Raw genomic sequence first — 13949 nt, forward strand, 5'->3', positions numbered from 1 at the left:
TGTCGGGGACGTTGGGAGGAGGAGATCGCCGCCCGACCGATGGGAATGATATAGACCGTTCGAGCCCTACGTTGAAGCGCAGGATGGGAATGGCACCAATGCATGTGGTGCATGCCTGCGATCGTGCAGCAGGATTTTCTGCCCGAATTTTGAGCGGAGTGGTCGATCGTGTCGAGGTGTTTGGCCGCTTTGGCGCGGCTGCGCATGCGTCTGGCGCAAACAATAACGCCCGCTGGGGGAGGAGGTCCAGCGGGCGTCACTATGAGTGATTGGCAACTGGGAGGAGGAGTGTTGCCAATCGTATCGAAACGACACTGGGAGGAGGAGTGCGTCGTTCCGAATTCTATGTCGATCCCTGTTTCCAGGGCTCGGGTCGGTCGGCATCATGCCGGGCGTTCGACCAGTCCGCCTTTCCCGTTCCTCTGTCGCCCTACGTTACGCGGCGCCTTGATTTGCGGGCCGGATCGCTTCTGATCCGATGTCTGAACTATAGCCTCGACCGTTGATTTTGTGCAGTGCAATATGAGCATGGATGATATGCGCCAACTGCATGTCCGAAACCACCGGTCCAATCGACCTGTTGAGGCTAGTTTTATCAGGCCTTTCTTTATTTCCCGTTAATCTTGGTGGTGCCGAGCCCGTCTTCAAGGGCGGAAGTGTCGAATAAATGCTCTTTTTTCGGATTTTTGCTCCGATTGCGAATTTCCGGCGGCCCTGTATCGTTCCTGTTGACAGCGCCGGAATCGGCGCGAACCGCAGGCATTTTCGAACGGAGCAGGAACGGATGTACAGGGGCAGGTTGGAGCGCGACCTCAAACACTGGACGGCACAGGGCTTCCTCGATGCCCCGACGGCCGGGCGCCTGCTGCAGGAATACGATTCCCGCCCCAGTTCCTTCAGCCTCGGCCGGGTTTTGATGATCATCGCGACGCTGCTCGTTTCGGCCGCGGTGCTGCTGCTCGTCGCGGCCAACTGGGAGGCGATCCCGCGGCTCGTCCGGCTCGTCGGCATCGTCGGGCTGATCTGGGGTGCCTATATTGCCGGCGCGGTGCTGATCACCCGCGGCGCGGAGCGGCTGGCTTCCGCCTTCCTCGTCTTCGGCACGCTCGCCTTCGGCGGCGCGATCGCGCTCGTCGGCCAGATGTATCATCTTTCCGGCGATACGTTCCAGGCGATGCTCGTCTGGTTCTCAGGGGCGGTCGTGGCTGCCGCGCTCTTCCGCTCGGGCGCCGTCACGGCCATTGCCGGTGTCCTTGCCTTCGTCGTTTCCGGCGCCGACTGGACGTCGTCCTACAATGTCGACGAGACGGTGCTGCTCTGGCTGATGCCGTTGATGGCGGTCATCGTCATCCTCTTGGTGCGCTATACCGGCGCGGCGCGGGTGCGGCATCTCGCCTATCTGCTGCTCGTCGCCTGGCTTGCCTTCATCTATAGCGAATACGAGACGCCCGAGACCGCCATCGCGATCGCCGGCTTCGGCGCGATCGCCTATCTCCTCGCCGCCGTGCCGCAATCGCCGCTGCATGCGTTTGCCCGCAGCGCCGGTGCTGCACCCGCCTTCTATTCCTATCTGGTGCTGGTGGTCGGCCTTCTCGTGCTGCATGCCGAATTTGACAATATGGCGAACCGCCTGTTCCTCGGCATCATCACGCTCGCGGCCGCCATTGCCGGCATTGCGCTGTCCGGCAAGGAGAACGGCGCGGTGCGCTACCTCGGCTATGCGACCTTTGCCGCCGAGACGCTCTATCTGGCCTCCGAAACGATCGGCTCGATCATCGGCACATCCGGCTTCTTCCTGGTGTCCGGCCTCGTGGTGGCGCTGATCGCCTGGGCGGTGATCGCGCTGGAGCGGCGCTTTTCCAAGGCTGAAACGAAGGCGGAGGCCTGACCCATGACCCTTTCCCGTTTTTTCCGCGTGCCGCCGCTCGTCGCCGGTATCCTTGCCGCCGCGCTGCAGACGGCCGTGCTCGGCTACATGGTCGAAAGCCGCGCGTCGATCCTGCGCAGCGGCGCCGATATCAAGCTGAAGACGCTGCCGGTCGATCCGCGTGATCTCCTGCGCGGCGACTATGTCATCCTGTCCTACCCGATCTCGACCATCCCCAAGGCGATCGTCACCGGCGATGTGCCGAAGACGAGCGGCCGTGTACGCCTCGCCGTGCGCTTGAAACCCGGCGCGGACGGCCTGTGGACGGCGAGCGAGGCGCGCTTCGGTGATCTTGCGCCGGAAGAGGGCAGCGTCGTCCTGCGCACGCTGCCCTTCGATTACTATTCCGCCGGCGACGGCAGCCTGCCCGACACCCTCTTCGTGAGCTATGGCCTTGAGCGCTATTATGTGCCGGAGGGCGAGGGCAGGGTGCTGGAGGATGCCCGCAACCAGGAGGAGCTGGAGGTGGAGGCCCGCGTCTCCGCGGACGGCACGCCGCAGATCGCCCGGCTGATCCTTCGCGGTGAGCCAATCTATGACGAACCGCTCTATTGATGGGAGCGCCCGGAAGCTCCCGCATTTTTCCTTTGATCCTCCGGAAACGGGTGATATAGAGACGCCGCGCTCGGAAGGCGCCACGGTGCGCAGCTGCGCTGCCCGTGGCAAAGCGGTTTCTGAGACGCGGGTATGGTGAAATTGGTAGACACGCCAGATTTAGGTTCTGGTGCCGCAAGGCGTGGGAGTTCAAGTCTCTCTACCCGCACCAGAGCCACCAAACGCGGAGACAGGAGGTTTCCGCGTGACGTGGAGCACAGCGACACAATTCCTTAAATCGGCGGCGATTTAAGGAATTGTGTCGTAGATTCTAGAGTGCGACAGCGTCCTTTGCGCGCCGTAAATGGCGCGCGGCGCTGTCGAGAGCGCCATTTTGCTTGCCAAAAGGCCACCGAATTCAGTAAAGCCACTGCCGGCAAATGGACCGGCGGGGTGCTCGCCATAACCGGCAGGCCGGTTTGAGCATCGCCAACTCGAAATGAAGGTTTGAACATGCAGGTTATCGAAACGCTCGCTGAAGGGCTGAAGCGCGAAATCAAGGTCGTCATCCCGGCCAAGGACATGGAAGCTCAGATGAACGAGCGTCTTGAAGACGCCAAGGGCCGTGTCCGCATCAACGGCTTCCGTCCGGGCAAGGTGCCCTTCGCGCATCTCAAGAAGATGTACGGCAAGTCCATCATGGCCGAACTCGTCAACGAGATCGTCCGCGACCGTCCGTCGGCCATCCTTTCCGAGCGCGGCGAAAAGTCTGCGACGCAGCCGGAAATCGCGATGACCGAAGACCAGGCTGAAGCGGAGAAGATCCTCGCCGGTCAGGCCGATTTCGAATTCACGCTGTCCTATGAAGTGATCCCGGCCATCGCCCTGAAGGACAATTCCGGCATCGCCGTTACGCGCGAAGTCGTCGAGGTCGACGCGTCCGAGGTTGACGAGCAGATCCTCAAGATCGCCGAAAGCGCCCGCACCTACGAGACCAAGAAGGGCAAGGCCGCCAATGGCGACCGCGTCACGATCGACTATCTCGGCAAGGTCGACGGCGAAGCCTTCGACGGCGGCAAGGACGAGGACGCAGAACTCGTTCTCGGCTCCAACCGCTTCATCCCCGGCTTCGAAGAGCAGCTCGTCGGCCTGAAGGCTGGCGAAGAGAAGGTCATCACGGTTACCTTCCCGGCCGACTACCCGGCCGCAAACCTCGCCGGCAAGGAAGCCACCTTCGACATCAAGGTCAAGGATGTCGCCGCTCCCGCCGACGTCGAGATCAACGACGACCTCGCTAAGACGCTCGGCCTCGAATCGGCCGACAAGCTGCGCGAAATCGTTCGCGGCCAGATCGAAAGCCAATACGGCTCGGTCACCCGCCAGAAGGTCAAGCGTCAGATCCTCGACCAGCTCGACGAGATGTACAAGTTCGATACGCCGGAACGTCTGGTCGAAGCCGAATTTGAAAACATCTGGCGCCAGATCAACACGGACCTCCAGCAGTCCGGCAAGACCTTCGCTGACGAAGACACGACGGAAGAGGCTGCCCGCGAAGAATACCGCAAGCTTGCCGAACGCCGCGTCCGCCTCGGCCTCGTTCTCTCGGAAATCGGTGAAAAGGCCGGCGTCCAGGTCAGCGACGAGGAAATGCAGCAGTCGCTCTACCAGCAGCTCCGCCAGTTCCCGGGCCAGGAAAAGCAGATCCTCGAATACTTCCAGAAGACCCCGGGCGCCGCCGCTTCGCTGCGCGCGCCGATCTTCGAAGAGAAGGTCGTCGATCACCTGCTCGGCGAGATCAAGGTGACGGACAAGACCGTCTCCAAGGACGAGCTGATGGCAGACGACGAAGAGGGGTCCGAAAAGGAAACCAAGAAGGCTGCGCCGAAGAAGAAGGCTGCTGCGAAGGCCGACGCTGCGGAAGGCGAAGACGCCGCTCCGAAGAAGAAGGCCCCGGCCAAGAAGAAGGCCGCTGAAGGCGACGCCGAATAATTTGGGATAGGGCCACGACGGCCTGATCTGACACTGTTCGTCGCCCGCGGCTCTGGCCGCGGGCGATTTTTTATGCGTTCTCGATGGATGCGAGCAGCGGCCAGCCGGAAAGAACCGCAGAAGCGGGCATATCGATGAAGCCCGACCGCACCTGATCGGGATCTCGCTCATGGCAAAGCCGTGCCAGCCGGTAGCCGAGGGTGTAGCCGGCCCAGCGTGGCACCGCACCGGCCCCGAAGAACCATTCGGCATGGTCATAATAGGGATTTTCGAGTTCCGTGTTCGCCTGGGCGAGGGTGCCGGGAAGCTGCTCATGATCGAGCGCCGCGGTCCAGGGCGGTGGAGCAAGGCCGGTCAGCATCTCGGCAAAGGCATCCGCCAATCCTTCCGACGCGATCGCCTCGCCGAGTGTTTCCCCATAGCCGCAGGCGTTCCAGCGCATGGCGTGGTGCAGCTCATGCGCCAGCATCTGCTGGAAAACCCCGCCAGCGACATGCGCTTCGAAGGCTGGGTTGTCCGGTGCAAGACTGATCGTCACGAGGCCACGCCGGAAGCAGGACCCACCCATCGCCATTTCCGGGACCGTGCCCTCGGGAAAGTTCTGTACGAGAATATCCACCGGATGGCGGCAGAGATCGGCGGGCACGCGGGCGGCTATCCGTCTGCCGATGTCGATCGTCTTTAAGCGAAGCGTATCGCGCCAGGCGGAAAGAGAGCCCTCCGCCTCCAGCAAATGAAGTGTCAGGTTCATGCCGTCTCCCCACTCATGCCGTGCGGTGCAATGTTTGCAGAAGGAAGGGGACGCGGAAAGAGAAAACTGTCAGTGGCGCGGCGCTCGTTCCGCGTGCGTGGAGGACGCGCCCTGGCCGAGCGTCAGAAGCAGTGCCCGGTGATCCGACACTTCCGGTGATTCGACGACGGCAAATCCGTCGACTGGCACCGTCGCATTCACCAGCATGTAGTCGGCGTAGCGGCCGGGTTTCGTGTAGTGCGAGGTCCGCGTGTCCGTGAAGCCACGGGTCGTGACGAGATCGGTCAGACCGAGATGGGAGAGCGCCCCGAACGTCCTGCTCTCCGGCAGAAGGTTGAGGTCGCCGCAGAGGACGAGGCCTTCGTCCGGGCGGTGCAAACGCTGGACAAGGGCGGTCAGGGCGTCGGCCTGCGCGTCACGCTCCGGCGTGTCGCCCTTGCCGTCGACGGTCCGCAGGCCGTGGAGCTGCACAACGGTGAGCGCGCGGTCCGCGGCATAGTCGTAGAGGCGCAAGGCGTGGGCATTGCGGGGACGTGGATGCGGGCCGAAAGCGTGCGGGGAGAACGCGCCGTGCACGAAATCGAGCGCCTGGCCGATCACGGAGACATCTTGCCGGACGAAGGTGGCGAGGCCGAATTCCTGCCAGCAGGGATGGGCACCGTCCATCAGCTCGCCGCGCATGGCCGGCGCGAAGAAACCGTCATGGCCGGGCAGGGCGGCGGCGATGTCGCGGTAGAGATTGGCGCGCTGCTGGAGCTCCACCGCGCCGTCGCGATAGGTCAGAAAGGCCGAGCGCGCGGCGATGGCGCGCGGTACCTCCTGCAGGCAATAGACGTCGGCATCGACATCCGCGAGATAGGCAAGGAGCGGCGCATGCAGCATGCCGCCCCAGACGTTCAGCGACAGGATCTTCATGCGCGCTGCTCCTCCCGCGTGTTTTGCGATTCTGGGCGCAACAGGCCGGTCTGCTCGGTGGTCAGACCTGCCTTGTTAGCCGGCGAAAGATCAGCCAGCCTGCGACAGGTCGCCCATGCGGTTCCAGGCGTCGAGGCCGGCGATCTTGTAGGCTTCGGCGAGGGTCGGATAGTTGAAGGTGTTCTCAACGAAATATTCGACGGTGCCTTTCAGGTTGAGCACAGCCTGGCCGATATGGACGAGCTCCGTCGCGCCTTCGCCGACGATGTGAACGCCGAGCAGGCGGCGCGTCTTCAGCGAGAAGATCATCTTCAAGAGACCGGAATTGAGGCCCATGATATGGCCGCGCGAGGTCTCGCGGAAACGGGCCATGCCGCATTCATAGGGAATGCCGCGCTCCTTCACCTCTTCCTCGGTGAGGCCGCAGGTGGAGATTTCCGGCACGGCATAGATCCCGTAGGGGAAATATTTCGGCGGCTCCTTGGCGATGGCGCCGACGGCGACACGGGCGGCGATGCGGCCCTGTTCCATGGAGGTCGAGGCGAGCGATGGGAAGCCGACGACGTCGCCGGCGGCGTAGATATGCGGCACGTCGGTCTGGAAGGTTTCCGGGTTCACGCTGAGGCGGCCGCGCGAATCGGCCGTCAGGCCGGCAGCCGGCAGGTTGAGGCTGTCGGTCGCGCCGACGCGTCCGGCGGCATAGAGCACCATGTCGCAGGTGACGCGGCGGCCGTTGTCCAGCGTGATCTCGCACTTGCCGTTGTCGAGCTTTTCCACCTTGTCGGCCTTCTGGCCGAGGATGAGCTTCATGTTGCGGTCGCGCAGATCGTGGATGAACTCTTCGACGATTTCCCTGTCGATGAAATCGAGGATCGTCGGCTTCGGGTCGATGACGGTGACCTGCGTGTCGAGCGCGGAGAAGATCGTGGCATATTCGATGCCGATGACGCCCGCGCCGATGACGGCCATGGAGCGCGGCAGTTCCTTGATGTCGAGCAATTCGTCGCTGTCGAGAACGCTGACGCCGTCGAAGGGGATGCTCTCGGGGCGGTACGGCTTCGTGCCGACGGCCAGCATGATGCTCTTGGCCTGGACGTGGATGGTCTCGCCGTCGTCCTTGGCGATCTCCATCGTATCCGCCGTCACGAACTTCGCCTTGCCGCGGATGTGCTGCACGCGGTTGCGGGCAAACTGGTGTTCCAGAACCTCCACCTCATGATCAAGCGTGATCAGCAGGCGGCGGCGCAGGTCGTCCGCGCTGATCTCCTGCTTGACGCGGTAGGCGCGGCCGTAGAAGCCGCGCTCGCGCCAGCCGGAGAGGTTCAGCGCCGTCTCGCGCAGCGTCTTGGAGGGAATCGTGCCGGTGTGCACCGAAACGCCGCCGACACGTTTTCCCTGTTCGATGACAAGGACCTTGCGTCCGAGCTTGGCTGCCTGGATGGCGCCGCGGCGGCCTGCGGGGCCGCTGCCCACGACGACGAGATCATATTCCTGCATGTGAGATGGCCCCAGCCTTTTGCGGGAAGAATCATATTGCGACGCAGCAATTGTCTTCGCCGTGCAAGTTTTCGTCAATCGAATGTGGCAGCAAACCGTTTCAATCGGATGAAGGAACGCTCACCCGATTTCGTTGTTTTGTAACGCGATTCGGCGGTTCCCCGCAGGGTGCGCCCCTTGATTTCAGATCAGCCTCAGCCCCTTCAGGCTGGCATGCCCGTCCTTGCCGATGATGATGTGGTCATGCACCGTGATACCAAGCGGCCGGGCGGTCTCCACGATCGTCTTCGTCATATCGATGTCCGCCCGCGACGGCGTCGGGTCGCCGGACGGGTGGTTGTGCACGAGGATGATCGCCGTGGACGACAGTTCCAGTGCACGCCGCACCACCTCGCGCGGATAGACCGGCGTGTGGTCCACCGTGCCGTGGCCCTGCACCTCGTCGGCGATCAGCGTGTTGCGCTTGTCGAGGAAGAGGATGCGGAACTGCTCGCGCGGCTCGTGCGCCATGGCGGCGTGGCAATATTGGATGACCGAAGACCAGGAGGCGAGCACGGTCTTGTTGCGGATCTCGCTCTTCAGCGTGCGCTGGGCGACGGCGGAGACGAGTTTCAGATCCAGCGCCACCGCCTCGCCGATGCCCTTCACCTCCTGCAGCAGCGCCGGTGTGGCGCCGAAGACGCCGGCAAGCGTGCCGAACCGCTCGAGCAGGGCTTTTGCCACCGGTTTGGTGTCGCGCCGGGGGATGAGGCGAAAGAGGAGGAGTTCGAGGATCTCGTAATCGGCCAGCGCGCCGTCGCCGCTGTCGCGGAAGCGCAGGCGAAGCCGCTCGCGATGGCCGTGGTAGTGCTTGTCTTCGGCGGGGGGAATCGCCTTGGCGGGCGTCGTGCGGGCGGGGCGCTCGAAGAAGTGGCCCCGCTCGTCGAGGGTGTCGAAAAGATCGTCGTCGGTCGTCGGATCGTTGCCCGTCTCGGCGGGGGAGGTCTTGTCCGTTCGGCCGCGCGATCCTGTCATGGCGGCCTTAGGCGGAAAGGCCGGGGCGGTCGAGGCCGCCGGGCGAAAGCGTGAAGATCTCGCAGCCGTCGGCCGTGACGCCCACCGTGTGTTCGTACTGGGCGGAGAGCGAGCGGTCGCGTGTCACCGCCGTCCAGCCGTCGGACAGCACCTTCACATGCGGCCGGCCGAGATTGATCATCGGCTCGATGGTGAAGATCATGCCTTCCCGCATTTCCGGCCCCTCGTTGGCGCGGCCGTAATGCAGGATGTTCGGTGCATCGTGGAAGAGGCGGCCGACGCCGTGGCCGCAGAAATCGCGCACCACCGAGCAGCGCTCGGCCTCCGCATGGGCCTGGATCGCCTCGCCGATGGCGCCGGTGCGCGCCCCGGGCCTGACGGCGGCGATGCCGCGCATCAGGCATTCATGCGTCACTTCAAGCAGGCGCTCGGCGGCGCGCTTGATCTCGCCGACCGGATACATGCGGCTCGAATCGCCATGCCAGCCATCGAGGATGAAGGTGACGTCGATATTGACGACGTCACCCTCACGCAGCGGCTTGTCGTTCGGAATGCCGTGACAGACAACGTGGTTGATCGAGGTGCAGCTCGACTTGGTGTAGCCGCGGTAGTTCAGCGTCGCGGGCAGGGCGCCGTGGTCCATGCCGAATTCGAACACGAAGCGGTCGATGGCGTCGGTCGCGACGCCGGGCTTGACCAGCGGATAGAGTGCATCGAGGCAGCGCGCCGTCAGCTGGCAGGCCTTGCGCATGCCGGCAAAGGCTTCTGCATCGTAAAGGCGGATCACGCCCGTGTTCTTCAGCGGCGCGGAGGACGCGTCGATATAGGTCACCATGGTCGAACTTTCGCTAGTCTTTCCGCATGTTCATAAAACAGCCATACCGGGTTCGTCCATGGTGATCGATGTCACAGGCCGGATTTGCTGGGATGTAACGGCGCATTTGACCGCATAGGCCTCGACGCCGCGAGAAATCGCCCGGCGGAACCTGGCCGCATAGGCGGGGTCGAGATCGGCGCAGATGCGGAACCGCGAACAATCCTCCCGCTGGATGAGATAAAGCATGACCGCGCGGCAGCCGGCCTCGGCCATGTCGCCGAGTTCTTCGAGATGTTTTGCGCCGCGTTCGGTCACCGTGTCGGGGAATTCGGCAAGGCCGGCGGTGCGACGGAAATGCACGTTCTTCACCTCGACATAGGCAAGCGGCCGGTCCGGCCCGGAGAGCAGGATGTCGATGCGTGAGTTGCGGCCGTATTTCTTCTCCCGTTCAAGAACGGGATAGCTGCCGAGATCGGAAACGAGACCGGCGTGGATCGCTTCCTCCGCCAGCCGGTTCGGCAGGCCTGTATTGATGCCGACGACGGTGTCGTCGGCCTCCACCAGTTCCAGCCGGTGGCGGTGCTTGCGCGTCGGGCTGTCGCTCTCCGACATCCAGATGCGCGAACCGGGCGCCGTCAGGCCGCGCATCGAGCCGGTGTTGGGGCAGGAGCCTGTTATCGCCGATCCATCGTCGAGGATGGCGTCGAACAGGAAGCGCTTGTAGCGCTGCACGAGAGTGCCGGAAACGAGCGGCGGATCGAATTTCATGGCGGTTCGGCGATCAGGCGCGCACGCGCACATAGGAGCCGGGGGCTTCCTCGATCGAGTTCATGGTGCCGCCGGTCTTGCGTGCCGGCACCATGCGATCGTCCTCCGCCTTGATCCAGTCGTGCCAGTGCGGCCACCAGGAGCCCGGCGCCTCCTTCGCCTTTTCCACCCAGTCCTCGAACTCGCCCTTTACCGGCCCGCCTGTCCAGTACTGGTATTTCATCTTGTCCGGCGGGTTGACGACGCCGGCGATGTGGCCGGAGCCGGCCATCACATAGGTCACCTTGCCGCCGAAGAACTTGCTGCCGACGAAGACGGATTTCGCCGGCGCGATATGGTCCTCCTTGGTGGCGAGGTTGTAGATCGGGATCTTGACGTCCTTCAGCGACAGCTTTTTGCCGGCGAGCTGCATCTCGCCCTTGCTGAGGGTGTTGTTGAGATAACAATTCCTCAGATAAAACGAATGGTTGGCGGCGGGCATTCGCGTGGAATCTGAATTCCAGTATAGCAAGTCGAAGGGCATCGGATCCTGGCCCTTCAGGTAGTTGTTGACGAAGTACGGCCAGATCAGCTCGGAGGCACGCAGCATGTTGAAGGCGGTCGCCATCTTCGAGCCGTCGAGATAGCCGGTCGCCTTCATACCGCGCTCGATGAGGTCGATCTGCTCCTCGTCGGCGAAGACCTTCAGGTCGCCGGCATGGGTGAAGTCGACCTGCGTGGTGAAGAGCGTCGCCGTGCGGATGCGTTTGTCGCCTTCCTGGCCGTGCAGGGCGAGCGTCGCCGCGAGCAGCGTGCCGCCGACGCAATAGCCGATGGCGTTTACCTCGTCCTCGCCGGTCGCCTGCTTGATCGTGTCGAGCGCGAAGCCGACGCCCTCACGGGCGTAGGATTCCCAGTCCTTGGCCGCATGCCGTTCATCCGGGTTCACCCAGGAGATGACGAAGACCGTGTGACCCTGGTCCACGGCCCACTTGATGAAGGATTTTGCCGGGTTGAGGTCGAGGATGTAGAACTTGTTGATCCAGGGCGGGCAGATGAGAAGCGGGCGCTTCAGCACCCTGTCCGTCGTTGCGTCGTACTGGATGACCTGGCAGACGTCGCTCTGCGCCAGCACCTTGCCCGGCGTCAGCGCCATGTTCTGGCCGATAGCGAACTTGCTCGTGTCGGTCTGGCGCAGCTTCAGGTCGCCGCGGCCGGCGGCGATGTCTTCGGCCAGCATCTTCATGCCGCGCACAAGGTTCGCGCCGTTCGAGGCGACCGTCTCGCGGTAGAGTTGCGGATTGGTGGTGACGAAGTTCGTCGGCGAGATCGCGCTGGCGATCTGTCTCACATAGAAGCCCGCCTTGTGGCGCGTGTGCTCGTCGAGGCCTTCGGCATCGGCGACGAGCTTCTCCGCCCAGTCGGAGGTCACGAAATAGGCCTGGCGCAGAAAATCGAAAAACGGGTTCTTCACCCAGTCCTCATCGGCAAAGCGTTTGTCCTTGCCGTGCGGATCGGGTGCCGCATCCTGCTCTTCGCCGGAAAGGCGCCCCAGCGTGCGCGACCAGATGTTGAAATAGCTGCCGAGCAGCAGCGTCTGCGCCTCCAGCGTGCGGCGCGGGTCCGTCAGCCAGTATTCGGAGACTTTGGAGAGGGTTTTCACCATGTCGACCATCGGCTCGGAAACCGTGTCGACCTTCTCGCCGCTTTCGCGCGGGGCGAGCCAGGCGGAGGCGGCCTTGCCGAGCTGTTCGACGGTGCGCGCGAAGTTGACCGTCAGCGCCTCGGGATCCTTGACGATGTAGGGCTCGATCGTCGCGGGGTCGAAGGGCTGGAAACCGGGCTTGTTTCCGGCCGCATCGCGTTCATTCGCCTTGCGTTCATCGGCCATGGTTCCCTCCCGATTTTATTGTTACTTTTGTATTTTTACATTCTCTACGAAACAGATTACAAGGGCCTGACAGCCGCATACGGCATTATCGGGAACCGGTCGTTTCGACAGGAGCATACAGCCACATGGCGTTCGAAATCAGGCGCTTGCGCGCCGCTCTCCTCATGGCTGCCGCCACGGTGGCGCTCGCTTCCTGTGCCTCGAGCGAGACCGGATCGACCGCGACGGTAAATGCCGGCGCGAACCGGGCCGATGTCTACCCCGATATCACGGCGATCGTCAGCGCCGAGACGCAGCAGATGAGCGACGAGGAAGCCGCCAGCTACAGCGCACGCCTGACGGCACTCTCCAGCCGTCGCCGTTCGGGCGCGATTTCGGAAGCCGAATACCGCCGCAAGCTTGCCGAGTTGCAGGCGCTGCGCGACGGTCACGGCAAGGCGACGCTTTCCGAAATCGAGAAGACGAATTAGCGCTTGCGTTTCTTGCCGTTTGGCAGCAAAGCGGATGACGGCCAGTTGGTCGTCGGCCGGGCGGAGTGCCTTCATTTCGAACGCTTTCGTCCGTATCCGATTTCTTGATTCGCACGGAGTTTTACGCCGTCCGGCAAAGCCGCCGGAGGGGCTCCGTGCCTAACGGGGTTAAAGATGGAAGAGTTTCACAAGGTCCGGCGTCTGCCGCCGTATGTTTTCGAACAGGTCAACCGTTTGAAAGCAAGCGCGCGAGCGGGTGGCGCCGATATCATCGACCTTGGCATGGGAAACCCCGATCTGCCGACGCCCAAGGCGATCGTCGACAAGCTCTGCGAAGTGGTTCAGGACCCGCGCACCCATCGCTATTCTTCGTCCAAGGGCATTCCCGGCCTGCGCCGTGCCCAGGCCGCCTATTACGCCCGTCGCTTCGGCGTGAAGCTGAATCCGGAAACGCAGGTCGTCGCGACCCTCGGCTCCAAGGAAGGCTTTGCCAACATGGCGCAGGCGATCACCGCGCCCGGCGACGTCATCCTCTGCCCGAATCCGACCTATCCGATCCATGCCTTCGGCTTCCTGATGGCCGGCGGCGTGATCCGGTCCATGTCGGTCGAGCCGGACGAAAGTTTCTTCCCGCCGCTTGAGCGCGCCGTGCGCCACTCGATCCCCAAGCCGCTCGCTCTCATCATCAACTATCCGTCGAACCCGACGGCGCATGTCGCCACGCTCGATTTCTACAAGGACGTCATCGCATTCGCGAAGAAGCACGACATCATCGTGCTCTCCGACCTTGCCTATTCGGAAATCTACTTCGACGACAACGCGCCGCCGCCGTCCGTTCTGGAAGTGCCCGGCGCGATCGACGTGACGGTGGAGTTCACCTCCATGTCGAAGACCTTCTCCATGCCCGGCTGGCGCATGGGCTTTGCCGTCGGCAACGAGCGGCTGATCGCTGCGCTGACCCGCGTCAAGTCCTACCTAGACTACGGTGCCTTCACGCCGATCCAGGTCGCTGCGACCCATGCGCTGAACGGCGACGGCGCCGACATTGCGGAAGTGCGCAACGTCTACAAGCGCCGCCGCGACGTGATGGTCGATACCTTCGGCAAGGCCGGCTTCGACGTGCCGCCGCCGGCGGCCACCATGTTCGCCTGGGCGAAGATCCCGGAAAAGTTCCGCCACCTCGGCTCGCTGGAATTCTCCAAGCTGCTCGTCGAGAAGGCGGACGTCGCCGTCGCGCCGGGCATCGGCTTCGGCGAGCAGGGCGACGATTACGTCCGCCTCGCGCTGGTCGAGAACGAGCACCGCATCCGCCAGGCGGCGCGCAACATCAAGAAGTTCCTCTCCACGGCGGACGAGACGATGCACAACGTCATCTCGCTGAACGCCCATCGCTGAAA

The 13949-nt window shown here is 63.3% G+C and carries 12 protein-coding genes and 1 tRNA gene; 6 read left to right on the forward strand and 7 right to left on the reverse strand.

Annotated features, from left to right (window positions below; translation table 11 throughout):
- Positions 1-784: 784 nt before the first annotated feature.
- The 4 genes from P9A16_RS25810 (at position 785) to tig (ending at position 4450) form a co-directional block, all read left to right on the forward strand.
- Positions 785-1888, forward strand: a complete 1104-nt coding sequence (locus P9A16_RS25810; protein ID WP_023516069.1) for a DUF2157 domain-containing protein — start codon at positions 785-787, stop codon at positions 1886-1888.
- Between the two features lie 3 nt (positions 1889-1891).
- Positions 1892-2482, forward strand: coding sequence for a GDYXXLXY domain-containing protein (locus tag P9A16_RS25815; protein WP_023516068.1), 591 nt, complete (start codon positions 1892-1894; stop codon positions 2480-2482).
- 126 nt (positions 2483-2608) lie between these two features.
- Positions 2609-2693: transfer RNA gene (locus tag P9A16_RS25820), tRNA-Leu, on the forward strand.
- A gap of 281 nt (positions 2694-2974) precedes the next feature.
- Positions 2975-4450, forward strand: coding sequence for a trigger factor (tig, locus tag P9A16_RS25825; RefSeq protein ID WP_023516067.1), 1476 nt, complete (start codon positions 2975-2977; stop codon positions 4448-4450).
- A gap of 70 nt (positions 4451-4520) precedes the next feature.
- Here the strand turns inward: tig and P9A16_RS25830 are convergent, their stop codons facing one another.
- The 7 genes from P9A16_RS25830 to P9A16_RS25860 form a co-directional block, all read right to left on the reverse strand.
- Positions 4521-5201, reverse strand: coding sequence for a DUF2268 domain-containing putative Zn-dependent protease (locus P9A16_RS25830; RefSeq protein ID WP_023511923.1), 681 nt, complete (start codon positions 5199-5201; stop codon positions 4521-4523).
- Positions 5202-5270: 69 nt separating this feature from the next.
- On the reverse strand, positions 5271-6116 hold the full coding sequence (locus P9A16_RS25835) for an endonuclease/exonuclease/phosphatase family protein (protein WP_023511922.1): 846 nt from the start codon (positions 6114-6116) through the stop codon (positions 5271-5273).
- A gap of 90 nt (positions 6117-6206) precedes the next feature.
- Positions 6207-7613 carry a Si-specific NAD(P)(+) transhydrogenase gene (gene sthA / locus P9A16_RS25840; RefSeq protein ID WP_023511921.1) on the reverse strand — a complete coding sequence of 469 codons (1407 nt, stop codon included), beginning with the start codon at positions 7611-7613 and terminating at the stop codon, positions 6207-6209.
- A gap of 183 nt (positions 7614-7796) precedes the next feature.
- Positions 7797-8627 carry a RadC family protein gene (gene radC, locus P9A16_RS25845; protein WP_023511920.1) on the reverse strand — a complete coding sequence of 277 codons (831 nt, stop codon included), beginning with the start codon at positions 8625-8627 and terminating at the stop codon, positions 7797-7799.
- Positions 8628-8634: 7 nt separating this feature from the next.
- Complete coding sequence (gene map, locus P9A16_RS25850) at positions 8635-9462, reverse strand: type I methionyl aminopeptidase (protein WP_023511919.1); 828 nt, start codon at positions 9460-9462, stop codon at positions 8635-8637.
- Positions 9463-9492: 30 nt separating this feature from the next.
- Positions 9493-10212, reverse strand: coding sequence for a DNA/RNA nuclease SfsA (sfsA, locus tag P9A16_RS25855; protein ID WP_023511918.1), 720 nt, complete (start codon positions 10210-10212; stop codon positions 9493-9495).
- Positions 10213-10225: 13 nt separating this feature from the next.
- Entirely contained in the window at positions 10226-12082 is a 1857-nt protein-coding gene (locus P9A16_RS25860) for a PHA/PHB synthase family protein (RefSeq protein ID WP_023511917.1), read from the reverse strand.
- Positions 12083-12207: 125 nt separating this feature from the next.
- Between P9A16_RS25860 and P9A16_RS25865 the strand changes: the two genes are divergently transcribed.
- Positions 12208-12552, forward strand: coding sequence for an SHOCT domain-containing protein (locus tag P9A16_RS25865; protein ID WP_023511916.1), 345 nt, complete (start codon positions 12208-12210; stop codon positions 12550-12552).
- 174 nt (positions 12553-12726) lie between these two features.
- Positions 12727-13947: an LL-diaminopimelate aminotransferase gene (locus P9A16_RS25870; protein ID WP_023511915.1), complete on the forward strand. Its 1221-nt coding sequence runs from the start codon at positions 12727-12729 to the stop codon at positions 13945-13947.
- The last annotated feature ends 2 nt before the right edge of the window (positions 13948-13949 follow it).

It is taken from the genome of Shinella sp. 838 (genome assembly GCF_029623935.1).
In the GTDB taxonomy this organism is placed as follows: Bacteria; Pseudomonadota; Alphaproteobacteria; order Rhizobiales; family Rhizobiaceae; genus Shinella.